General features: G+C 69.7%; 20 protein-coding genes and 1 pseudogene. 19 read left to right on the top strand and 2 right to left on the bottom strand.

Features of this window, described 5'->3' with window-relative positions:
- The first annotated feature begins 9 nt into the window (after window positions 1-9).
- The 12 genes from B7438_RS18890 (at window position 10) to leuA (ending at window position 14,970) form a co-directional block, all read left to right on the top strand.
- Window positions 10-363 (top strand): histidine triad nucleotide-binding protein, encoded by a 354-nt coding sequence (locus B7438_RS18890; protein WP_085371228.1) that lies wholly within the window; start codon window positions 10-12, stop codon window positions 361-363.
- A complete protein-coding gene (locus B7438_RS18885; RefSeq protein ID WP_085371227.1) occupies window positions 353-1,438 on the top strand; it encodes a PhoH family protein in 1,086 nt (361 codons plus the stop codon). Before B7438_RS18890 ends, B7438_RS18885 begins: the two co-directional genes overlap by 11 nt.
- A gap of 9 nt (window positions 1,439-1,447) precedes the next feature.
- The gene (ybeY, locus tag B7438_RS18880) at window positions 1,448-1,909 is read left to right on the top strand and encodes an rRNA maturation RNase YbeY (RefSeq protein WP_085371226.1); all 462 of its coding nucleotides are present in this window, start codon (window positions 1,448-1,450) and stop codon (window positions 1,907-1,909) included.
- Between the two features lie 7 nt (window positions 1,910-1,916).
- Window positions 1,917-3,215, top strand: a complete 1,299-nt coding sequence (locus tag B7438_RS18875; protein ID WP_085371225.1) for a hemolysin family protein — start codon at window positions 1,917-1,919, stop codon at window positions 3,213-3,215.
- Entirely contained in the window at window positions 3,212-4,105 is an 894-nt protein-coding gene (gene era / locus B7438_RS18870) for a GTPase Era (protein WP_085371224.1), read from the top strand. The genes B7438_RS18875 and era overlap by 4 nt, the downstream gene beginning before the upstream one ends.
- An 80-nt stretch (window positions 4,106-4,185) precedes the next feature.
- Window positions 4,186-6,087: a histidine kinase gene (locus B7438_RS18865; protein WP_085371223.1), complete on the top strand. Its 1,902-nt coding sequence runs from the start codon at window positions 4,186-4,188 to the stop codon at window positions 6,085-6,087.
- Entirely contained in the window at window positions 6,084-6,794 is a 711-nt protein-coding gene (locus B7438_RS18860; RefSeq protein ID WP_256922135.1) for a response regulator transcription factor, read from the top strand. The genes B7438_RS18865 and B7438_RS18860 overlap by 4 nt, the downstream gene beginning before the upstream one ends.
- A gap of 91 nt (window positions 6,795-6,885) precedes the next feature.
- Window positions 6,886-7,683, top strand: coding sequence for an ABC transporter ATP-binding protein (locus B7438_RS18855; protein WP_085371222.1), 798 nt, complete (start codon window positions 6,886-6,888; stop codon window positions 7,681-7,683).
- On the top strand, window positions 7,680-9,119 hold the full coding sequence (locus B7438_RS18850; RefSeq protein WP_085371221.1) for an ABC transporter permease: 1,440 nt from the start codon (window positions 7,680-7,682) through the stop codon (window positions 9,117-9,119). Before B7438_RS18855 ends, B7438_RS18850 begins: the two co-directional genes overlap by 4 nt.
- A 129-nt stretch (window positions 9,120-9,248) precedes the next feature.
- On the top strand, window positions 9,249-10,535 hold the full coding sequence (locus tag B7438_RS18845; protein ID WP_085371220.1) for an esterase family protein: 1,287 nt from the start codon (window positions 9,249-9,251) through the stop codon (window positions 10,533-10,535).
- Window positions 10,532-13,036: a DUF2156 domain-containing protein gene (locus tag B7438_RS18840; protein WP_256922134.1), complete on the top strand. Its 2,505-nt coding sequence runs from the start codon at window positions 10,532-10,534 to the stop codon at window positions 13,034-13,036. The genes B7438_RS18845 and B7438_RS18840 overlap by 4 nt, the downstream gene beginning before the upstream one ends.
- Window positions 13,037-13,194: 158 nt before the next feature.
- A complete protein-coding gene (leuA, locus tag B7438_RS18835) occupies window positions 13,195-14,970 on the top strand; it encodes a 2-isopropylmalate synthase (protein ID WP_085371219.1) in 1,776 nt (591 codons plus the stop codon).
- A 97-nt stretch (window positions 14,971-15,067) separates the two neighbouring features.
- On the opposite strand, the gene B7438_RS18830 is transcribed toward leuA, so the two are convergent.
- Window positions 15,068-15,820: a trimeric intracellular cation channel family protein gene (locus B7438_RS18830; RefSeq protein WP_085371218.1), complete on the bottom strand. Its 753-nt coding sequence runs from the start codon at window positions 15,818-15,820 to the stop codon at window positions 15,068-15,070.
- A 60-nt stretch (window positions 15,821-15,880) separates the two neighbouring features.
- Between B7438_RS18830 and recO the strand changes: the two genes are divergently transcribed.
- The 4 genes from recO to B7438_RS20680 are packed head-to-tail and all read left to right on the top strand — an operon-like array spanning window position 15,881 to window position 18,262.
- Window positions 15,881-16,621 (top strand): DNA repair protein RecO, encoded by a 741-nt coding sequence (gene recO / locus B7438_RS18825; protein ID WP_085371217.1) that lies wholly within the window; start codon window positions 15,881-15,883, stop codon window positions 16,619-16,621.
- The gene (locus B7438_RS18820) at window positions 16,618-17,427 is read left to right on the top strand and encodes an isoprenyl transferase (protein ID WP_085371216.1); all 810 of its coding nucleotides are present in this window, start codon (window positions 16,618-16,620) and stop codon (window positions 17,425-17,427) included. The genes recO and B7438_RS18820 overlap by 4 nt, the downstream gene beginning before the upstream one ends.
- Window positions 17,428-17,447: 20 nt before the next feature.
- A complete protein-coding gene (locus B7438_RS18815) occupies window positions 17,448-18,119 on the top strand; it encodes a DsbA family protein (RefSeq protein ID WP_085371215.1) in 672 nt (223 codons plus the stop codon).
- The gene (locus tag B7438_RS20680; RefSeq protein WP_179150879.1) at window positions 18,116-18,262 is read left to right on the top strand and encodes a hypothetical protein; all 147 of its coding nucleotides are present in this window, start codon (window positions 18,116-18,118) and stop codon (window positions 18,260-18,262) included. The genes B7438_RS18815 and B7438_RS20680 overlap by 4 nt, the downstream gene beginning before the upstream one ends.
- Here the strand turns inward: B7438_RS20680 and B7438_RS18810 are convergent.
- Entirely contained in the window at window positions 18,246-18,788 is a 543-nt protein-coding gene (locus B7438_RS18810; RefSeq protein WP_085371214.1) for an aminoacyl-tRNA deacylase, read from the bottom strand. The genes B7438_RS20680 and B7438_RS18810 overlap by 17 nt on opposite strands.
- 32 nt (window positions 18,789-18,820) lie before the next feature.
- On the opposite strand from B7438_RS18810, the gene dusB reads away from it, so the two are divergent.
- The 3 genes and pseudogenes from dusB to B7438_RS20405 form a co-directional block, all read left to right on the top strand.
- Window positions 18,821-20,011 carry a tRNA dihydrouridine synthase DusB gene (gene dusB / locus B7438_RS18805; protein ID WP_085371213.1) on the top strand — a complete coding sequence of 397 codons (1,191 nt, stop codon included), beginning with the start codon at window positions 18,821-18,823 and terminating at the stop codon, window positions 20,009-20,011.
- Window positions 20,012-20,081: 70 nt separating this feature from the next.
- Window positions 20,082-21,332 carry a deoxyguanosinetriphosphate triphosphohydrolase gene (locus B7438_RS18800; RefSeq protein WP_143466073.1) on the top strand — a complete coding sequence of 417 codons (1,251 nt, stop codon included), beginning with the start codon at window positions 20,082-20,084 and terminating at the stop codon, window positions 21,330-21,332.
- A gap of 81 nt (window positions 21,333-21,413) precedes the next feature.
- Window positions 21,414-22,138, top strand: a pseudogene (locus tag B7438_RS20405) (hypothetical protein); the annotation flags it as partial.

The following is a 22,138-nucleotide window of genomic DNA, read 5'->3' as shown; positions in this document are numbered from 1 at the left end:
ATGGGAGACATGGAAACCGAGCAGCCTTCGATCTTCTCCCGCATCATCGCGGGCGAGATCCCGGCCGACATCGTCTACGACGGCGAGCGCATCATCGCGTTCCGGGATATCGCGCCCAAAGCGCCCGTACACCTGCTCGTCGTTCCCAAGACGCAGCAGTACCGCGACGTGACCGAGTTGGCGGCGGGGGATCCCGCCCTGCTGGCCGAGCTGGTCGCGACGGCGAAATCGCTGGCGGAGGAACACTCCGACGGTGATTTCCGTTTGATCTTCAATACCGGGGCCAATGCGGGACAGACCGTGTTCCATGTGCACGCCCACGTTCTGAGCGGAGAGCTCGAGGAAGGAAGCCTTGCCGACTAGCGAATCAACGCCTGCAGCGGGAGCATCGGAGTCCGAAGCGCGCCTGCACGTCGACGGCGTGCAGATGGTGCGCCTGCTCGGCCCGCAGGATCGTCTGCTCACCACGTTGGAGCGGCAGTACCCGCAGGTCAGCGTGCACGTTCGCGGCAACGAGATCTCCCTCACCGGCGACGCGTCCCAGGTGGATGCGGCCCGCCGGCTGATCGAGGAGCTGCTGCTGATGGTGCGCAACGGCCAGGAGATCAGCCCCGCCGAGGTGACCAGTTCGGCGAAGATGCTGGACACCGGCCTGAACCTGAGCCCGTCCGACGTGCTCAGCCAGGCCATCCTGACCGCGCGCGGCAAGGCGATCCGGCCGAAGACCCTCGGTCAGAAGGAGTACGTCGACGCCATCGACCACAACACCATCGTGTTCGGCATCGGACCGGCCGGCACGGGCAAGACCTACCTGGCGATGGCGAAGGCCGTGCAGGCCCTGCAGCGCAAAGAGGTCAACAGGATCATCCTGACCCGCCCGGCCGTCGAGGCCGGCGAGCGGCTCGGCTACCTGCCCGGCACGCTCACCGACAAGATTGACCCGTACCTGCGCCCGCTGTACGACGCGCTCAACGAGATGATGGACCCGGACATCGTGCCGAAGCTGCTCGCGGCCGGCACGATCGAGGTCGCCCCTCTGGCGTACATGCGCGGACGCACGCTGAACGACTCGTTCATCGTGCTCGACGAGGCGCAGAACACCACGCCGGAGCAGATGAAGATGTTCCTCACCAGGCTCGGCTTCGGCTCGCGGATGGTCGTCACCGGCGACATCACGCAGGTGGACCTGCCGACGGCGGCCAGCGGTCTCCGGCTGGTGACGCGGGTGCTGAAGGACATCGACGACATCTACTTCGCGCGTCTGACGAGCGACGACGTGGTCCGGCACACCCTGGTCGGCCGCATCGTCGACGCATACACCGAGTACGACGCGCAGAAGCAGGCACTGCACTACGAGCGCGAGCAGGCGGCCGAGTTCGCCAACCGCGCAGAGCGCCGCTCCGCCGTCCCGCGCGACCGCTTCCCGAAACGACGTTAGGCCCGGCCCATGAGTATCGAAGTCAACAACGAGTCGGCCATCGAGGTGGACGAGGCCGCGCTGCAGCGGCTCGCCGGGTATGCGTTCGACATCATGCACGTGCATCCGGATGCGGAGCTCGCCATCGTCCTGGTGGACGAGGCGGCCATGGAGCAGCTGCACGTGCAGTGGATGGACGAGCCTGGGCCGACCGACGTGCTGAGCTTCCCGATGGACGAGCTGCGCCCCGGCACGGAGGAGGAGCCTGCTCCCGCCGGGCTGCTCGGCGATGTCGTGCTCTGCCCGCAGGTCGCCCAGGCTCAGGCCGAGACGGCCGGACACTCCCTGATGGAGGAGCTACTGCTCCTGACGACGCACGGCATCCTGCACCTGCTCGGCTTCGACCACGCCGAGCCGGCCGAGGAGCGCGAGATGTTCGGCATCCAGCGCGACATCCTGGTGGGCTTCTCCCGCTACGACCGACAGCGATAGGCACCGGATGCTCGCAACGCTGTTCTTCATCGTCGCGTTCCTGCTCGTCGCGTTCGGCGGCCTGATGGCCGCTGTGGACTCCGCGCTGTCCGTGCAGTCCAGGAACGACATCGCCGAGCTGGCCGAGACCTCGCGGTCGAAGGCGTCGCTGCTGGCGATCGCCGCCGATCCAGGCGCGTACTTCAACGCGATCAACTTCAGCCGCATCACCGCGGAGACCACCGCTGCGGTGCTCGTGACGCTCGCCTTCGAGCAGATCTTCGACGAGTGGTGGATCTCGCTGCTGCTGTCCGCTCTGATCATGACGGCGGTGTCGTTCGTGCTGGTCGGTGCGAGCCCGCGGAGCGTCGGACGCGCCAACTCCACGATGCTGCTGCGGCTGACCGCTCCGCTCGTGCGGTTCATCCGGGTGCTGCTCGGTCCGATCGCCGGCGGCCTGGTGGCCCTCGGCAACCGGGTGACGCCGTCGCGGGCGCGCTCCGCGCCGGTCGCGAGCGAGGAGCAGCTGCTCAGCATCGTCGACGAGGCCACCGAGTTCGACGTGCTGGAGGAGGACGACCGCGAGCTCATCCACTCGATCTTCGAGTTCAACGAGACGGTGGTGCGCGAGGTGATGATCCCGCGCACCGACATGGTCGCCATCGACAAATCGGCCGGACTCGGCACCGCGATGGGCCTGTTCTTCAGCAAGGGCGTGTCCAGGATGCCCGTGATCGACGGAGACCCGGACGAGGTCGTGGGCGTGCTCTACCTCCGGGATGTGGCCAAGCTCAGCTTCGAAAGCCCGCTCGGCGCCGACGAGCTGACGATGGGCGACATCGTGCGGCCCGCGCTGTTCGTGCCGGAGTCGCAGAAGGCGGACGCACTGCTGCGGCAGATGCAGCTGGAGTCCAACCACCTGGCGATGGTGGTGGACGAGTACGGCGGCATCGCCGGGCTGGTGACCCTCGAAGACCTGATCGAGGAACTGGTCGGAGACATCTCCGACGAGTACGACCACGAGGTGGAACTCGTGCAGCAGGTGGGCGAGGGGCGCTACCGCGTGAGCACCCGCCTCCCCATCGACGAACTGGGCGAGCTGTTCGACCTGGAGCTGGACGACGACGACGTCGACAGCGTCGGTGGCCTCGTCGCCAAGGCGCTCGGCCGCCTGCCGGAGGTCGGCTCGACCGCATCCACTCACGGACTGCGGTTCACGGTCGACCGCACAGAGGGCCGCCGCAAACACGTCAGCACCGTGCTCGTCGAACGCGACGCAGCACTGATCTCGGCGCCTGGCGCGCCGGAAGAGGAGAACCACTCGTGAACGACTTCCACGCCGGCTTCGCGTCGTTCGTCGGCCGCCCCAACGTCGGCAAGTCCACGCTGACCAACGCGCTCGTCGGCGAGAAGGTCGCGATCACGTCCTCCAAGCCGCAGACCACCCGCCGCGCCATCCGCGGCATCGTGCACCAGAAGAACGGCCAGCTGATCCTGGTGGACACCCCGGGCATCCACCGGCCGCGCACCCTGCTCGGCGAACGGCTCAACTCGCTCGTGCAGTCGACCCTCGGCGACGTGGATGTGATCGGCTTCTGCATCCCCGCCGACGAGAAGATCGGCCCGGGCGACCGGTTCATCAACGAGCAGCTGGACGAGTACCCGCGCGCCAAGAAGGTCGCGATCGTGACAAAGATCGACGCGGCGAGCAAGGCGGCTGTGGCCGAGCAGCTGCTCGCGGTCTCCGCGCTGCGCGAGTGGGAGGCGATCGTGCCGCTGTCGGCGACCAGCCACATCCAGCTGGACACGCTGACCACCGAGCTGATGCGTCTGCTCCCGGTCTCTCCCGCACCGCTGTACCCGTCGGATGCCGTCACCGACGAGGGCCTGGAGGACCGCATCTCCGAGTACATCCGCGAGGCGGTGCTGGAGGGCGTCGAGGACGAGCTGCCGCACTCGCTGGCCGTGACCATCGACGACATCATCGAGCGCGACGACAAAGACCTCGTGGAGGTCTACGCCAACCTGTTCGTCGAGCGAGACAGCCAGAAGGCGATCGTGATCGGCAAGGGCGGCAGCCGCATCCGGGAGGTCGGCGCCACCGCGCGCAAGCCGATCGAAGAGCTGCTCGGCAAGCACGTGTTCCTTTCGATCAGGGTGAAGGTGGCGAAGGACTGGCAGCGCGACCCGAAGCAGCTCGGCCGGCTCGGGTTCTAGGAGCGCCGCGGCGTACATCCCTGGGATGAAATCGGCCGTTCGAGGCGGTGCGGCGCCCGTCGGCCCCGTACCGTAGAGGGATGCCGTACCGTACCCGCCTGGTGGAGAGGATCGTCCCGTACCGCTGGGTCCTCGAACCTGCGCTCGGTGTGGTCCTCTTCCTCTCGTGGGTGATCGCCGGACTTCCGTTCGAGTTCCAGTCGGCGCTCGCGCTCACGTTCTACTGCGCGGCGGTCGCCGTCTCCCGGGTGCTTCCGCCCGTCTCGCTCGGGCTGCTCTGGCTCGCGGTGCTGGGGGAGGCGACGGAGTCGGTCTCGATGCCGATGCCGTTCCGGGTGCTGTCCGCCGTGGCCGTGCTGATCGCGGTGTTCGGCATCGCCGCGCACTCCGGGCCGGTGGTGCGCTGGCTCGACTTCGCGTCCGCCATCCTGGTCGCGCCGATGCTGGCCTACCTGTTCACGGTGCGCGGCGAGCTGAAGTTCCCGCTGATCGGGCCGGTGATCGGCGGCTACTACACCAGCCAAGGTGTCGGGCTGCTGTTGATGAGCCTGTTGCTCGCGGTGACCTTCGTGGCGGGTTGGCTGCTCGGCTTCCTCGTCGCCCGGCAGCGCGCGAGCAGTGTCGGCGCCGGTGCGGAGGAGGGTGCAGTGCCGGGTGCCCAGACGGGCAACCACTCCGTGCTCGTCTGGCTCGCCTCCTCCGGCGGCACCCCCGTTCCCGAAAGCGACCCCAACCGCACGGGCCTCGTGCGCCGCCTCACCAGACGGCAGCTGACGTTCGACATCGCCGGCGCCGTGCTGTTCGCCGTGCTGTGCCTGCCGTTCGACTCGGCGGGGCTGTTCGGCATCTCCGGAGACGGCGGAGCCCGGTCGGCGATCGTGGTGGTGATCGGCTTCACGGTCGCGGTCGCCGTCCGCCGCATCTCCCCGGCCGTGGCCCTCGCCATCGCCTGGCTGACCGCGGTGCTGCAGATGACCACCGGCCACAGCATCCAGTTCAGCGATGTGGCCATCCTGGTCGTTCTGTACGCCACGGCGGCGTACGGGGACAGGATCGTGCGCTGGTCCGGGCTCATCTCCGCCGGTCTCGGCGCGGTGGTCGCCGCCCTCTACCTCTCGCTCACCGCTGCCCTCAACCAGAGCTACCTCGACCTGCTCTCCGGCGCCATCTCGCGGCTGGCGCTCGAGTTCGTCTTCCTCGTGGTGGTCAGCGCCACCGTGCTCGGCCTGTCCTGGGTGCTCGGCCTGCTCATGCGCACCTGGCGCAACGCCAGGATGTCCAGGCGCGCCCAGGTGGTCGCGGAGTTCGACAGGGCGCGCGCCGTCGAGGACGTGGTGGTCGAGCAGGAGCGCACCCGCATCGCCCGCGATATGCACGACGTGGTCGCGCACTCGCTCGCGGTGGTGATCGCGCAAGCGGACGGCGCACGCTACGCCCGGCACGCCGACCCGGATGCGGTCGACGTCGCGCTCAAGACCATCGCATCCACCGCCCGGTCCGCACTCGGCGACGTACGGGTGCTGCTCGCCGAACTGCGCCACGCCCAGCCGGAGGGTCCGCAGCCGTCGCTCGACGACCTCGACCGCACGGTCGAGCAGGTGCGCGCGGCCGGGCTCGACGTCACCGTCGAACGCATTGGCGGCTACCGGATGCTCGGCTCGGCCCAGCAGATCGCCGCGTACCGCATCGTGCAGGAGGCGCTCACCAACGCCCTCCGGCACGGAGACACCAGTATGCCGGCCACCGTCGTCCTCGCCGAGGTCGCGCAGCGCGACGGAGGACCCGGCATCACCATCACCGTGAGGAACACCATGAAGACCGTCCTGACCGACACCCCGGCCACCGGAGCGCTTCCGCGCGTCGGCCATGGCCTGCCAGGGATGCGCGAGCGGGCGACGCTCGCCGGAGGGAGCCTCGCGGCCGGCCCGGCCGGCGGCGAGTTCCTGGTGAACGCGTTCCTGCCGGCGGGGGAGACGGCGTGAGCGGCGACCAGCTGACGGACGCCGTCGAGGCCGCGACCGGGCGCATCCGGGTGCTGCTGGTCGACGACCAGCCGTTGTTCCGCGCCGGGGTCAGGATGCTCGTGGGATCGCAGGCCGACCTGGAGTTCGTCGGGGAGGCGGCCAACGGGGCGGAGGGCGTGCAGCTCGCTAGGGACACCGCGCCGGACGTGGTGCTGATGGACATCCGGATGCCCGTGATGGACGGGATCGCGGCGACGACCGAGATCATCGAGAGCGCCGCCCGCGAGGCCAGGAGTGCGCCGCGGATCGTGGTGCTGACCACCTTCGACCTCGACGAGGCGGCTGCCCGCGCCATCCGGGGCGGCGCGAGCGGCTTCGTGCTGAAGGATGCGGAGCCGGAGTTCCTGCTCGCGGCGATCCGCACGGTGCACGCGGGCAGCGCCGTGATCGCGGCGGGGGCGACGCGCGAGCTGTTCCAGTACTTCTCGTCGAGCGAGCCGGTCAAGCCGGAGCCGGAGGAGTTCGGCAGCCTCACCGCGCGGGAGCGGGAGATCTTCGTGCTCGCAGCGCGCGGTCTCAGCAACGCGGAGATCGCGGCGACGGAGTACCTGAGCGAGGCGACGGTGAAGACGCACATCAGCCGCATCCTGAGCAAGCTCGGGCTGCGGGATCGCGTGCAGATGGTCGTCTACGCATTCGAGCACGGCCTCACCGCGGCGGAGTAGGGAACGGGCGCAAGAATCATCCTTCCGGCTGATCGCGGATAGCCCTGCCGCCCGATCCGGAGACCCTGCCCGCGTCCCTAGCGTGGTGAGCATGGACAACATCACCACCGAGACCGTGACCTCCGCCTCTCCGATCACACCGCCGGAGGAGCCGCTCGTGGCCCGCGTGGTCGATGCGACCAAGTCGTACGGCACGGGTGCTGGACGGGTGAACGCGCTCGACGGCGTCTCGCTCGGCATCCCGGCCGGCCGTTTCACCGCCATCATGGGCCCTAGCGGATCGGGCAAGTCGACGCTGATGCACGTCATGGCCGGACTCGACACGGTCACCGGCGGCCAGGTGTTCCTCGGTGACACCGACATCACCCGGCTCGGGGATGCGGAACTCACCGTCCTGCGGCGCCGTCGCGTCGGTTTCGTGTTCCAGTCGTTCAACCTGGTGCCGACGCTCGACGTCGCCGCGAACATCCGGTTGCCGTTCGAACTCGACGGCCGCCGCCCGACGCGCACCCAGGGCGAGTGGATCGACCACCTGATCGACTCCCTCGGCCTGCGAGCGAGGCTCACCCACCGCCCGCACGAGCTGTCCGGCGGCCAGCAGCAGCGTGTGGCCATCGTGCGCGCGCTCGCCACCCGCCCCGACCTGATCTTCGCCGACGAGCCGACGGGCAACCTCGACTCGCGCACCGGCCGCGAGGTGCTCACCCTGCTCGCCGAGGCGAGCCGCACATACGGGCAGAGCATCGCGATGGTCACCCACGACCCCATCGCGGCGAGCTACGCCGACCGCATCGTGTTCCTCGCCGACGGCCGTGTCGCCGCCGAGCGCGGACGCTCAGCAGCGGAAGAGATCTCGTCGTACATGCTCGGAATGGAGCAGCACGCGTGAGCCGCCCGTTCTCCGCGTTCCGCGCGAACGCCCGCGACCACCGCGCGAGCATCCTGGTCGCCGCCCTCAGCGCCGCGTTCGGCGTCGCCCTGCTGTCCACCACGAGCGTGCTGTCCGCATACATCGCCGACAGCCCGGTCGCCGAGCACGGCGCCGTCGGGGTCGCCCTCGGGATCGTCGCCGGGGTGTTCTTCATCATCGCCGTCTACGTCGGAGCCATCGTCACCACGAACACCTTCGCGACGGTGATCGCCGGGCGCACGCGGACCATCGCGCTGCTGCGCCTGATCGGGTCGAGCGCCCGCGCGCAGCGTCGCTCGGTGGCGAGCGAGGGGCTCGCGGTCGGACTCGTCGGCGCGAGCATCGGCGGTGTCGCTGCAGCGGTGCTGTCGCTCGCGGCGGTGCGTCTCTTCGTCGCCGTCGGGGTGCTGCCGGATGTGCTCTATCCGGTGATCACGCCCGCGCTGCTCGCGCCGGTCGCCGTGGTGATCGTCACCACCTGGCTCGCCTCCTGGGTCGGCAGCCGCCGCGTGCTCACCGTCACGCCGGTGCAAGCGCTCGGTGCCGCGGAGGAGCGTCCGGCCGCCGCCGTGCGCCAGCGTGGTCGCCTCGTCGTCGCGATCGTCCTGCTCGTCTCCGGCGTCGGGTTGCTCGTGTTCGGCCTGCTGCTCGGGCTGGGCGTCCTCGCCACGAGCGGGATCCCGATCGCCAGCGGGTACGGTGTGCTGATCGCGCTGCCCGGCGGGGTGCTGTCGTTCACCGGGATCGTGCTGTCGGCCCCGTTCTTCATGCCGGGCGTGCTGCGCGCGGTCGGGCTGCTGTTCGGCCGGGGAGCGGCGGGCAGGCTCGCCGCCGCCAACGCCGTCCGGAACCCGGAGCGCAGCTCGCGCACCACCATCGGGCTCGTCATCGGCGTCACTCTCATCACGATGTTCGTGGTGGCCGCGCAGTCCTACCTCCAGATGATCCGTGAGGCGGCGAAGAACGAGCCCGGGATGTACGAAGGAGCTGAAAGTGTCCTCACGGTCACGATGCTGATCTTCACCGTGCTCGTCGGGTTCTCGGCGATCATCGCCGGGGTCGGTGTGATCAACAGCCTGTCGCTCAGCGTGCTGCAGCGGCGGCGCGAACTCGGCCTGCTGCGCGCGCTCGGCTTCAGCGCCGCGCAGGTGCGCAGGATGATCCTCGCCGAGAGCGCTCAGCTGACCATCGCGGCCGTGGTCACCGGGCTGGTGCTCGGCACGGCGTACGGCTGGGTGGGCGCGCAGTCGCTGCTGGGGAGCATCCCGGGCGGCGGGCTGCTTGCTCCGGTGCTGCCCTGGCCGTTCCTCGCGATCATCGTGGTGGCGGCCGCGGCCCTCGCCCTGCTCGCGTCGCTCGCGCCGACACGGCGGGCCACCGCGGTCGCGCCGGTCGCCGCCCTGGCGGTCGACTGAACGAGCGCTCAGGCTGCGAAGCCTCGGAGTCGGCTGAATGTCAGCCCGGCTACAGCTTTCCGCAGCCTGAGCGCTCCATAATCGAACCGCTTTGCATGCTTTTGGAGAGGAACGGCCCTGAACTGGCTCATGACCCTGCGCATCGACAAGCCGCCGTTCCTGGTGGCCGTCGATGTGCTCTCCGCCGTCCTCGTGCTCTATCTGCTGGTGCGGCCGACGCTGCGCCGAACCGTCGCCGGGCTCCTCTCCGCCGCCGCGGGCGCGCTGATCGGCTGGCTCGTCTCCTGGCTGCTCGTCGACGTGTTCGACGTGTTCGGGGTGACGCTCACCCCCGTGACCAGGATGTGGGCGATCCTGGCGTTCGCGGGGATCGGGCTCGCCATCGCGAACCTGTTCCGCTCGCGCTGGTGGAGAAAGGTCGTCGCGGTGCTGAGCATCCCGGTCTTCGTGCTGACGGCCGGCGCGGGGATCAACGTCGACTTCGGCGAGTACCGCGACCTCAACGACGTGCTCGGCGTCGTGCCGTACCCGGCGCTGTCCTTCCACGCCGAGAAGGGTGAAGTGGCGGACATCGGGACGGACTACGCCTCCACCTGGACGCCGCCCGCCTCCATCCCCGCGAAGGGGAAGGTCGGCGTCGTGCGCATCCCGGCCGCCGAGTCCGGATTCGCCGCGCGCAAGGCCGTCGTCTACCTCCCGCCCGCCGCACTCACCGCGCACCCTCCCGTGCTTCCCGTGCTCTACGCGTTCCCCGGCCAGCCGGGCGCTCCCGCCGACGTGTTCACCGCGGGACGGATCAACCAGACGATGGATGCGTTCGCCGCCCAGCACCACGGCATCGCGCCCATCGTGGTGGCGGCCGACCAGCTCGGCGGCCCCGGGCGCAACCCGATGTGCGTGAACTCGGCAGCGTTCGGCAACTCGGCGACCTACCTGCTGAAGGACGTGCCCGCCTGGATCACGGCGCATTTCCGGGTGAGCAGCGACCCGGCCGCCTGGGGCGTGTTCGGCTACTCGCAAGGCGCCACCTGCGCCGTGCAGTTCGCGACGGGTCACCCCGAGCGGTTCGGATCGGCCCTCGCGTCGTCGAGCGAGCTCGGACCGACCCTCGGCGACCGCGCCACGACCATCCGGATGGGCTTCGGCGGGTCCGCGCAGGCGTTCGAGGACGCCCAGCCCGCCCACCAGCTGGCGCAGCACGCTCCGTACCGCAACTCGACCATCGTGCTCGGCGTCGGCCAGAACGACGCGAAGTACACGGCGTTCGCCCGTACCCTGGAGGCGGACGCGACGAAGGCCGGTGTCCGCGCCACCCTGCTCATCTCGCCGGGAACGGCCCACGATTGGAACACGGTGCGTCACACCCTGCAGTACGGCTTCCCGCTCATCGCGGCGCAGATGGGACTCACCTCGTGAAGGACGCATCCGCACGGCTCGGCAGGCTCGGCCGGCGCACGGGCGCACTGATCGCGACCCACCCGTTCACCACGGCGATGACCGGGCTGATCCTCGTGCTCGCCCTCGTCACCGGCCCCATCCACGGCCCTCGGCGTCCGCTGCACATCTGGCTCGGCACCGGGCCCGGCCCGCTCATCGACGGGCACTGGTGGACCCCGATCACCTCCGTGCTGTTCACCGACGACCTCGCCGAGCTGATCGTGGCGCTCATCCTCACCGTCGTGCTGATCGGGGCCGCCGAGCAGCTGATGGGCACCTGGCGGACGGCGCTGGCGTACTTCGCCACCGCTGTGGTCGGGACGGTCGGCGGCGTCGCACTGCAGCTGCTCGCCTCGACGACGGGGGAGATGTGGGCGCGCAACGTCCACAACCTCGTCGTGCTCGACGTCTTCACCGCCCTCGGCGGCACGATCATGACCGCGAGCGCGTTCGCCGGCGCCCTCTGGCGGAGGCGCATCCGGGTGCTGACCGTGCTGATCGCGGTGATGTACGTGCTGTACTCCGGGATGCCGTCCGACGTCTACCGGCTGCTCGCCGTGCTCGCCGGGCTGGGGCTCGGCGTGCTGCTGCGGCCGGGGGCGCGGCTCGCCGGCTGGGTGCGCAGTTCACACCACGAAATCCGGGTGCTGCTCGCCTCCGCCGTCACGATCACCGCGGTCGGGCCGGTGATCGGACTGCTCACCACCTCGCGCTACGGTCTGCTGTCGCCGATCGCGCTGCTGTTCACCTCCGACGTGCCGGACCGCGGCTCCCTGCTCGAACGCTGCCAGGCGTTCGCCGTGACCAGGCAGTGCGTCCACGACCTCACCATCGAGCGGATCAACGGGCTCGGCCCGATCCTGCTCTCCGTGCTCCCGCTCCTCGTGCTGCTGGTCGCCGCATACGGTCTGCTGCGCGGCAACCGCTTCGCACTCTGGCTCGCCGTCGCGGTGAACGCGCTGCTCGCCCTGCTCTCCGCGCTCTACTTCGGCATCCTCCCGCTCGGCGCAGCGCCGCGGCCGCACGTCGGCGCCCGCTACTGGGAGGTGACGGCGATCCTGGCGCTCTCGGCGCTGCTGCCGCTCGCCATCGCCATCCTGCTGATCGCCTTCCGGCAGCACTTCCCTGTGCGTCCGCCGGCGAAGAGCGTGCGCCGCTACGTGCTCACGGTGCTGGTCTCCGGCGTCGTGCTCGCCGCTCTCTACGTGCTCATCGGCTACCTGCAGAAGGACACCGGGTTCACCAGGCCGCTCGACCTGAGCGACCTGCTGGACGATGTGCTCGAACGGTTCGTGCCCGTCAGCTTCCTGCGCAGGGAGCCCGTGCAGTACCTGCCGACCACCCCGCTCGCGATCTTCGTCTACCGCAACATCGGCACCGTGTTCTGGCTCATCGTGATCCTCGGCGCCCTGCCCGTGATGCGCGGCCGCGCATCCTGGCGCAAGGGGGCGACGGACGCCGGCCGCGTGCGCAGCCTGCTCGAACGCGGCGGGGGAGACCCGATCTCGTTCATGGCCACCTGGCCGGGGAACGACTACTGGTTCGACCCCGTCGACGGCCGGGCCATCGCGTACCGGGTGGTTGGCAGGGTCGCCATCACCCTGGGAGGCCCGTTCGGTGGGCAGCCCCCGCACGACCGCTCGATCGACCGGTTCGCCCGGTTCTGCGACGACAACGGCTGGACGCCCGTCTTCTACAGCGTGGACGCCGGCCTGCAACCGCTCTTCGACGAGATGGGCTGGTCGACGATGGTGGTGGCGGAGGAGACCGTCATCCGCCCGCAGCAGTGGGAGACGACGGGCAAGAAGTGGCAGGACGTCCGCAGCTCCATCAACCGGGCGCAGCGGGCGGGCATCCGGGCGGAGTGGACGACCTTCCAGGCTCTGCCGCTCAGCGCCGCCGTGCAGCTCTCCGACATCTCCGAGCAGTGGGTGGCCGAGAAGGACCTGCCGGAGATGGGCTTCACCCTCGGCGGCCTCGACGAACTCCGCGACCCGGCCGTGATGCTGATGCTCGCCGTCGACGAGGCGGGCAGGATCGAAGCGGTGACCAGCTGGCTGCCCAGCTACCGCGACGGGCTCGTGGTCGGCTGGACCCTCGACTTCATGCGCAGGCGCCCCGGCAGCATCAACGGCGTGATGGAGTTCCTGATCGCCGAGGCCGCCACCCGGATGCGCGACGAGGGCGTCGAGTTCATGAGCCTGTCCGCCGCACCGCTCGCGCACACCGCGGCGGGAGGGGAGGCGGATGCACGCGGCATGGACCGCATCCTGAACTTCCTGAGCGTGTCGCTGGAACCGGTGTACGGGTTCCGGTCGCTGCTGAAGTTCAAGCGGAAGTTCCAGCCGGAGCTGCACCCGCTGATCATGGCGTACCCGGATCCTGTTGCCCTTCCCGCCATCGGGATCGCGCTAGTGCGCGCATACCTGCCGCAGCTGTCGGTGCGGCAGGCGGTGGCGCTGGCCAGCGGGCGGAGCTGACCGAGGCGGCCGTTCCGCGCTCCGGGGCCCGTGCTACGCTTGTTTCTGTGTACGGTCTGCTCCTCCTTAGCTGCCGCGACGAGTCCTAGTTCTGGGCCTCACTCGTCGCGGAGTTCGTCGTTGGCTCTCCACCACACCTCGCGAGGAGAAGACAGACCATGAAGAACACTCAGGCGCCGAGCGCCATGCCGATCCACAAATACCGCCCGTTCCATGAGCAGATCCGGGTGGAGCTGCCCGATCGCACCTGGCCGGACAACCGCATCACGGTCGCACCGCGCTGGTGCGCCGTCGACCTGCGCGACGGCAACCAGGCACTCATCGACCCGATGAGCCCCGAGCGCAAGCGCATCATGTTCGACCTGCTGGTCCGGATGGGCTACAAGGAGATCGAGGTCGGCTTCCCGTCGGCCAGCCAGACCGACTTCGACTTCGTGCGCAGCCTCATCGAAGAGGGCGCCATCCCGGACGACGTCACCATCCAGGTGCTGACCCAGGCCCGCGAGCACCTCATCAAGCGCACGTACGAGTCGCTGGTCGGCGCCAAGCAGGCCATCGTGCACCTCTACAACTCCACGAGCATCCTGCAGCGGGATGTGGTCTTCCGCACCGACAAGCAGGGCATCGTCGACATCGCGCTGGAAGGCGCGCGCCTGTGCCGTCAGATGGAGTCCGTGGTTCCCGGCACGCAGATCTACTACGAGTACTCGCCCGAGAGCTACACCGGCACCGAGCTGGAGTTCGCCGCGGACATCTGCAACCAGGTGCTCGAGATCTTCGAGCCCACCCCGGAGCGCAAGGTCATCATCAACCTGCCGGCCACGGTCGAGATGGCCACCCCGAACGTCTACGCCGACTCGATCGAGTGGATGTCCCGCCACCTCAACCACCGCGAGAACGTCATCCTGTCGCTGCACCCGCACAACGACCGCGGCACCGCCGTCGCCGCCGCCGAGCTCGGCTACATGGCCGGAGCCGACCGCATCGAGGGCTGCCTGTTCGGCAACGGGGAGCGCACGGGCAACGTCGACCTGGTGACCCTGGGCGTGAACCTGTTCACGCAGGGCATCGACCCGCAGATCGACTTCAGCGACATCGACTCGATCAAGCGCACCGTCGAGCACTGCAACCAGCTGCCGGTCGGCGAGCGCAGCCCGTGGGGCGGCGACCTGGTGTTCACCGCGTTCAGCGGCTCGCACCAGGATGCGATCAAGAAGGGCTTCGAGGCGATGGCCGCGCAGGCCGAGCGCGAGGGCGTTTCGGTGGACGACCTCGTCTGGGCCATTCCATACCTGCCGGTCGACCCGAAAGACCTGGGCCGCAGCTACGAGGCGGTCATCCGGGTCAACTCGCAGTCCGGCAAGGGCGGCGTCGCCTACCTGCTGAAGACGGACCACGCGCTCGACCTGCCGCGCAAGCTGCAGATCGAATTCTCCGGCGTCGTGCAGGCGAAGACCGACGCGGAGGGCGGAGAGGTGTCGAGCGACGACATCTGGGCCATCTTCCAGGACGAGTACCTGCCGGCGCCCGTCACCGACGCGGACGCCAAGTGGGGCCGCTTCGAGCTGGGCAGCACCAGCACCACCAACGAGACCGGCGACCACGTCGCTCTTACGGTGACGCTGCGCGACGGGGACACCGTCTCCAAGGCATCCGGCGAGGGCAACGGCCCGATCGCGGCGTTCTTCGACATCCTCAACGACCGCGGCATCAACGTGCACCTCTACGACTACTCGCAGCACACGCTGTCCGCGAGCGAGTCCGCTCTGGCCGCCGCGTACGTCGAGGTCGACGTCGACGGCACCCGTCTCTGGGGCGTCGGCATCGACGCGGACACGACCACCGCCTCCTTCAAGGCCGTCGTCTCCGCCGTCAACCGCGCCATCCGCGCCACCTCGGGCTCCGCGGCCCCCGCCGACCTCGTCTCCGCCTGACCCACCCGCCCGCGCACACACACAATCGAGTCCGAAGTTATTCACGCGACACGCCGGTCGTGACCGTGAACAACTTCGGACTCGATTGCGTCGGGCGTCAGTCGGGGCGGTCGAGCTTGTAGCGGGGGATCGAGCCGGTCTCTGTGCGCTCGGCGGTGCGGGCTTCTGCGGTGCGACGGCCGAGCGGGATGCGCGGCCAGCGCGGACGGGGGATGCGCCCCAACTCGCGCTGCTCGGGCAGGCTCCAGCCGAACCGCACGGCCAGCAGCCGGATCACCAGAGTGACGGCGACGCAGACCGCCGCGGCCACCGTGAGCGGCACGCCGAGATCCACCAGCACCACGAGCACCACCGTGCCCGCACCCGCGGCGACGGCGTAGAGCGAGCCGACGTGCATCAGCGCGATCGGCAGGTTCAGCAGCATGTCGCGCAGGATCGACCCGCCCACCGCGGACACCACGCCGACGAACACCGCCGGCACCTCCGGCAGCCCGAGCGCAAGGGCCTTGCTCGCACCGATCGCGCCGAACAGCCCGATGGTGAGCGCGTCGAGGAAGGTGATGATCGGGTCGAGCCTCCGGAACAGCCGGATGAGCAGCATCCCGAGCAGCGCGGCGACGACCGTGGTCAGCAGGTACCAGTTGGAGAGCAGCGCGACGGGCCGGGTGACCAGCAGCAGATCGCGCAGCAGACCACCGCCGACGCCGGTGGCGACGCCGATGATGGCGACGCCCAGCAGATCGAGCTTGCGGTCGCGGAACCCGGACGCGAACATCGCGCCCTGCAGGCTGCCGACGCCGACGGCCACCAGGTCGGCCCACAGCGGAATCGTGAAGGCCGTCGTGCTCATAGGTCACTTCTACCATGCGCGGCTTGACGGGACTGTCGGCGTTACGCGGGATACTGGAGTGTGCCTGTCTACCGTGATGAAGCCGTCGTGCTCCGCACCCACAAACTGGGGGAAGCCGACCGCATCGTCACCATGCTCACACGGCAGCACGGCAAGGTCCGTGCGGTCGCGAAGGGCGTGCGGCGCACCGCATCCAAGTTCGGGTCGCGGCTGGAGCCGTTCATGGTCGCCGACGTGCAGCTCTACGAGGGCCGCAGCCTGGATGTGGTCACGCAGGCCGAGTCGCTCGGAGCGTACGGCGCGCTGATCGCCGACGACTACGCCAGCTACACCGCGGCGAACGCGATGGTGGAGACGGCGGACAGGCTCACCGAGGCCGAGGCGTCCCTGCAGCAGTACCTCCTGCTGGTCGGCGCCCTGCGATCGCTGTCCAAGCGCGAGCACGGCGCATCCCTCACCCTCGACTCCTACCTGCTGCGCGCGCTGTCGCTCGCCGGCTGGGCGCCGAGCTTCCTCGACTGCTCGCGCTGCGGGGCGCCGGGACCACACGACCACCTCGTCGTGCAGCTCGGTGGCGTGGTCTGCGACGACTGCGCCCCGCAGGGCGCTCCCCGGCTGGATGCGCAGACCATCGCGCTGCTCGGCGCTCTCCTCACCGGGGACTGGGCCTCGGCGGACGAGACGGACGACGCAACGCGGTCGAAGGCGAGCGGGGTGGTCGCCGCGTACACGCAGTGGCACCTGGAGCGCGGCCTGCGCTCGCTCCAGCACGTACAGCACGAACGGAAAGCGAACGGATGAGCCCCAAGCCTTACACGCACAAGGATGCGGTGGAGTTCCGCCCGCTCGACTGGACCGGCCTGTACCCGCCCGCGATCCCCGCCGCGGCGGTGCCGAACCACGTCGCCATCGTGATGGACGGCAACGGACGCTGGGCGAACGGCAGAGGGCTCACCAGGATCGAAGGCCATAAAGCGGGGGAGGCGTCGCTGCTCGACGTCGTCGCCGGCGCCATCCAGCTCGGCGTGAAGCACCTCAGCGTCTACGCGTTCTCGACCGAGAACTGGAAACGGTCGCCCGACGAGGTGCGCTTCCTGATGGGCTTCAACCGGGACGTGCTGCACCGCCGCCGCGACCAGCTCAACGAGTGGGGGGTCCGGGTGCGCTGGGCGGGGAGGAAGCCGCGGCTCTGGTCGTCGGTGATCAAGGAGCTGCAGTTCGCCGAGCAGCTGACCGCGGGGAACGACGTGCTCACCCTGACCATGTGCGTCAACTACGGCGGCCGCACCGAGATCGCGGATGCGGTGCGCAGCATCGCGGAGGAGGTGGCCGCCGGCCGGCTCAAGCCGTCCGCGGTGAGCGAGAAGAGCATCCAGCGCCACCTGTACGCGCCCGACCTTCCGGACGTCGACCTGTTCGTGCGGAGTTCGGGGGAGCAGCGCACGAGCAACTTCATGCTGTGGCAGAGCGCGTACGCCGAGATGGTCTTCCTCGACACGCTCTGGCCGGACTTCAGCCGCACCGACCTGTGGAACGCCGTCGACATCTACGCCAGCCGCAACCGGCGCTTCGGCGGGGCAGTGGATGCTCCGGGAATGAAGGCGTGACCGCATCCGTTGGCCCTGGTGTGAGTGAACCCATCAAGATCGACATCTGGTCCGACATCGCCTGCCCGTGGTGCTACATCGGCAAGCGCAAATTCGAAGCGGGGAGCGGCCTGTTCGCCGGTAGCGGCGACGACCGCGCCGTCGAGGTCGAGTACCACTCCTTCGAGCTCTCTCCGGACACCCCTGTCGACTTCGACGGCAGCGAGATCGACTTCCTCGCCGGGCACAAGGGCATGCAGGCCGAGCAGGTCACGCAGATGCTGGAGCGCGTCACCGGCATCGCGTCGTCGGTGGGCCTGGACTACGACTTCGACATCCTCAAGCACACCAACACCGTCAAGGCGCACGAGCTGCTGCACTTCGCGAAGGCGAACGGCAAGCAGCTGGAGCTCGCGGAGCGCCTGTTCAAGGCGTACTTCGTCGAGGGTCGCCATGTCGGCAGGATCGACGACCTGGCCGACCTCGCCGCCGAGGTCGGGCTCGACCGGGCGGCGGCCGTCGCAGCGCTGGAGTCGGAGGAGTTCCTCTCCGACGTGCGCGGCGACCAGGCACTTGCGCAGGAGTACGGCATCCAGGGCGTCCCGTTCTTCGTGATCGACGGACGCTACGGCGTCTCCGGCGCGCAGGACGCGGCCACGTTCGCTCAGGTGCTCGAACAGGTCTGGACCGAGCGCGCGGAGGTCACGGCGTGAGCGCGGCGGAGCCGGTCGAGGCGACCGCCTCCGACGCGCCGAAGTTCCCGCTGATCGCGTTCGGCGACGTGAACGCCGCCGCGTGCGAGGGCGACTCGTGCCTCGTGCCGGGCGCGACCGGTCAGGTCACTCCGGGTCTGTGATGTCGGCGACGGTCGCCGCGTAAGCGGCGACCACGTCGTCGGCGTCGACGAAGAGCGAGTATCCGTGCTCGCCCGCACCCATCGAGACGGTGCGGCCCTGGATGCTCGTGTCCGCGACGACCGGCCACGCGGTGGTGGAGCCGAACGGGGTGATGGTTCCGCGTTCGTAGCCCGTCGCCTCGAGGGCGACCGCCGCATCCGGAAGCTGCAGCTTGTTGACGTGCAGCACGGCGCGCAGCTTGGGCCAGGAGATCTTGCGGCCGCCGGGCACCAGCGCGAATACGAAGGTGTCGTCGCTGCGCTTGACCACCAGGGTCTTGACGATGTCGGACGGCTCGATGCCGAGCAGCTGGGCCGCTTCCTCCAGGCTGCGGGCTGCCGGACGCTCGACGACCCGGATGCTGACCCCGCGCGCTGCGGCATCGGCCTCGACGCGGGCCCGGCCGGTGGGTGCAGTGCCTGCTCCGTCGCCCTGCACAGCCGCGTCTCCGCCGTGATTCTCCACAGCTTCTGGTCCGTCGGTCATGCTGCTCCGCTCTATCTGGGAGAATTGGGGAAATGTCTACTACAGCAACGATAAGCCACGCGCCACAGCTGACCATCGGTCCGCTGGCCCTCGACGTGCCCGTCGTGCTGGCGCCGATGGCCGGGATCACGAACACCGCGTTCCGCAGGCTCTGCCGCGAATTCGGCGCCGGTCTCTACGTGAGCGAGATGATCACCTCGCGCGCCCTCGTCGAGCGCACCCCGGAATCGCTCCGCCTGATCACCCACCACGAGTCGGAGACGCCGCGCTCCATCCAGCTCTACGGGGTCGACCCGAAGACCGTCCGCGAGGCGGTCACCATGCTGGTCGCGGAAGATCGCGCCGACCACATCGACCTCAACTTCGGCTGCCCGGTGCCCAAGGTCACCCGCAAGGGCGGGGGAGCTGCACTGCCGTGGAAGCTCGGACTGTTCCGCGAGATCGTCGAGGGAGCAGTGCAGGCGGCCGGGTCCATCCCGCTCACGGTCAAGATGCGCAAGGGCATCGACAGCGACCACCTCACCTACCTCGAAGCGGCGAAGGCCGCTGAGGGCGCGGGAGTCGCCTCCATCGCGCTGCACGCCAGGACGGCCGCGGAGTTCTACTCCGGCCACGCGGACTGGTCCGCCATCGCCAAACTCAAAGAGACCATCACCGGCACCCCCGTGCTCGGCAACGGCGACATCTGGTCGGCGGCAGACGCCATCCGGATGGTCGAGGAGACCGGGTGCGACGGTGTCGTCGTCGGGCGCGGCTGCCTCGGCCGGCCGTGGCTGTTCGGCGACCTCGCCGCGGCGTTCCGCGCTCGGGCAGGGCAGATCGACGCCGCCGAGGCGGAGCGGGCGCAGGCGCATCCCTCGCTCGGACAGGTCGCCGCGACGTTCCGCAGGCACGCCGAGCTGCTCGTCGAGTTCTTCGACAGCGAGGAGCGGGGCTGCCGCGACATCCGCAAGCACGTCGCGTGGTACTTCAAGGGATACCCGGTGGGCGGCGACCTGCGGGCGAGCCTTGCGACGGTCGACACGCTCGCGCACCTCGACGACCTGCTTGCCACGCTCGACTGGGATCAGGAGTACCCGGGAGAGGCGGCAGAGGGCCAGCGCGGCCGCGCAGGCACCCCGAAGAAGCCGGCGCTGCCGGACGGCTGGCTCGCCAGCCGCGACCTCGACGGGTTCGAGCGCGCAGAGGTCGCGGACGCGGAGGTGCACAACAGTGGTGGATAGTCCGGTGGGCCACGGCGCGGGCCACGGTCACGACAGTCACGACAGTCACGACGGCCGCGCGTCCGGCCAGGTGGCGGAGGCGTCCGGGTACAGCGAGCACGACCGTGAGCGCTGGCTGCCCGAGCAGCATTCCAGCAGGCGCAGCGACTTCGCACGCGACCGCGCGCGGCTGCTGCATTCCAGCGCGCTGCGGCGGCTGGCGGCGAAGACCCAGGTGCTCAGTCCGACCGCCGGCCTCGACTTCGCCAGGAACCGGCTGACGCACTCGCTCGAAGTGGCGCAGGTCGGCCGGGAGCTGGCCAACAGTCTCGGTCTCGACCCGGACATCGTCGACACCGCCTGTCTCGCGCACGACATCGGCCACCCGCCGTTCGGTCACAACGGCGAGCGCGCGCTCAACAGCTGGGCCGACGACATCGGCGGCTTCGAGGGCAACGCGCAGACGCTGCGGCTGCTCAGCCGGCTGGAGCCCAAGGTATTCGGCCGCGACGGGCGGCCGTACGGCCTCAACCTCACGAGGGCCAGTCTCGACGCCAGCTGCAAGTATCCGTGGCCGGACAGCTCCTCCGTCGCCGACCCGAGCGGCAGGGCCAAGTTCGGCTTCTACGCCGACGACCGCGCTGTCTTCGAGTGGATGCGCGCCGGTGCACCCGACCGCGTGCGCTGCATCGAGGCCCAGGTGATGGACCTCAGCGACGACATCGCATACTCGGTGCACGACTTCGAAGACGCCGTGGTGAACGGCTACATCGACGTCGCCGCGCTCGGCAGCAGGGTCGACCACGACGACCTGGTGCGCTCGATGTACGACTGGATCGGCGGAGAGTTCAGCCACGACGAGCTGATCTCGGCGTTCGACCGGCTCGACAATCTCGACATCTGGCTCGACGGGTGGGACGGCAGCCGCCGGTCGCAGGCCAGGCTGAAGAACCTCACCAGCCAGCTGATCGGCCGGTTCGCCCACGCTGCGGTGCACGCCACGAAGGAGACGTCGGGCAGCACGGACCTCATCCGGTTCGGTGCGGATGTGGTCGTCCCGTCCGCCATCCAGGCCGAGATCGCGGTGCTCAAGGGCATCGTCGCCACGTTCGTGATGTCGCGCAACACCCGGCAGCCGATCTACGCGCAGCAGCGCCAGATCCTCACCACCCTCGCCGACCTGCTCTACTCGCGCGGACCGGCCGAACTGGACCCCGGCTTCGCCGAGGACTGGAAGGACGCGGACGACGACACCCAGCGCAAACGCGTGATCGTCGACCAGGTCGCCAGCCTCACCGACCAGTCCGCCCTCAGCTGGTACGAACGGCTGGTGCAGCACTGAGTCGTCGATGAGTTCACTCAGCGGGCTTGAAACGCCGACCCCAGTGCAGAATGCTGGTGTTCTCGGCATCGAGAGGAAAAGATGAGCACCCCACTACCCCCGGCGGACGGCGACCAGCCGACCCCACCCGATGCCACCACCCCGGCGCCCGCCAAGCGAGCACCCCGGTCCCCGCGCGCAACCACGCCGAAGGCGACGACGCCGGCGGCGGGTGCGCCCGAGCCGACGACGCCGCAGACGGCAWCGCCGCCGACTCCTGCCTCGAAGACCACCACGCCGCGCGCCTCGGCGGCCAGACCGGCCACCGGCGCGAAAGCCTCCGCGACTGCGAAATCCGCAGCCGCGAAGCCGGCGGCAGCGAAGTCCGCAACGGCGAAGCCTGCCACGGCGAAGCCTGCCTCGGCGAAGCCTGCGGCCGCGAAGGTGCCGTCCGCCACGCGCACCAGGCGTGCCGCCGCGAACAAGCCGGCTCCGGCAGCGCCCCAGGGCGAGGCTCCCTCGATCATGGATGCTGCGCTCGGCGCCGCGAACCCCATCGCCGACACCTCGTCGTCGCCCGTCGAGCCGCTGTCCGAGGCTGAGGCTTCGCCATCCGCGACTAGTGCTCCAGGTGTCGACGCGCCTGCCGCTGCCGACCAGCCTGTCCCGGGCGCTGGCGACCCCACCGCGGTGATGGAGCCCACGGCGACCGTTGAGCCCGCCACCGCTGTCGAAGCAACGCCGGTGGTAAGTCCCACCGCGGCCGCCGAACCCACCGCCACCGCCGAACCCACCGCTGAGACCGTCCGTCTCCCGGAGCCAACCGC

Source organism: Leifsonia sp. NCR5 (genome assembly GCF_002105485.1).
GTDB lineage: Bacteria > Actinomycetota > Actinomycetes > Actinomycetales > Microbacteriaceae > Leifsonia.
This window is presented reverse-complemented; position numbering and strand designations above follow the sequence as displayed.

Bases quoted from the DNA above. Each gene is read 5' to 3' on its own strand.
- B7438_RS18890 (WP_085371228.1), top strand. From the start codon at position 10: ATGGAAACCGAGCAGCCTTCGATCTTCTCCCGCATCATCGCGGGCGAG.
- ybeY (WP_085371226.1), top strand. From the start codon at position 1,448: ATGAGTATCGAAGTCAACAACGAGTCGGCCATCGAGGTGGACGAGGCC.
- B7438_RS18875 (WP_085371225.1), top strand. From the start codon at position 1,917: ATGCTCGCAACGCTGTTCTTCATCGTCGCGTTCCTGCTCGTCGCGTTC.
- B7438_RS18865 (WP_085371223.1), top strand. From the start codon at position 4,186: ATGCCGTACCGTACCCGCCTGGTGGAGAGGATCGTCCCGTACCGCTGG.
- B7438_RS18855 (WP_085371222.1), top strand. From the start codon at position 6,886: ATGGACAACATCACCACCGAGACCGTGACCTCCGCCTCTCCGATCACA.
- B7438_RS18845 (WP_085371220.1), top strand. From the start codon at position 9,249: ATGACCCTGCGCATCGACAAGCCGCCGTTCCTGGTGGCCGTCGATGTG.
- leuA (WP_085371219.1), top strand. From the start codon at position 13,195: ATGAAGAACACTCAGGCGCCGAGCGCCATGCCGATCCACAAATACCGC.
- B7438_RS18830 (WP_085371218.1), bottom strand. From the start codon at position 15,820: ATGAGCACGACGGCCTTCACGATTCCGCTGTGGGCCGACCTGGTGGCC.
- B7438_RS18820 (WP_085371216.1), top strand. From the start codon at position 16,618: ATGAGCCCCAAGCCTTACACGCACAAGGATGCGGTGGAGTTCCGCCCG.
- B7438_RS18810 (WP_085371214.1), bottom strand. From the start codon at position 18,788: ATGACCGACGGACCAGAAGCTGTGGAGAATCACGGCGGAGACGCGGCT.
- dusB (WP_085371213.1), top strand. From the start codon at position 18,821: ATGTCTACTACAGCAACGATAAGCCACGCGCCACAGCTGACCATCGGT.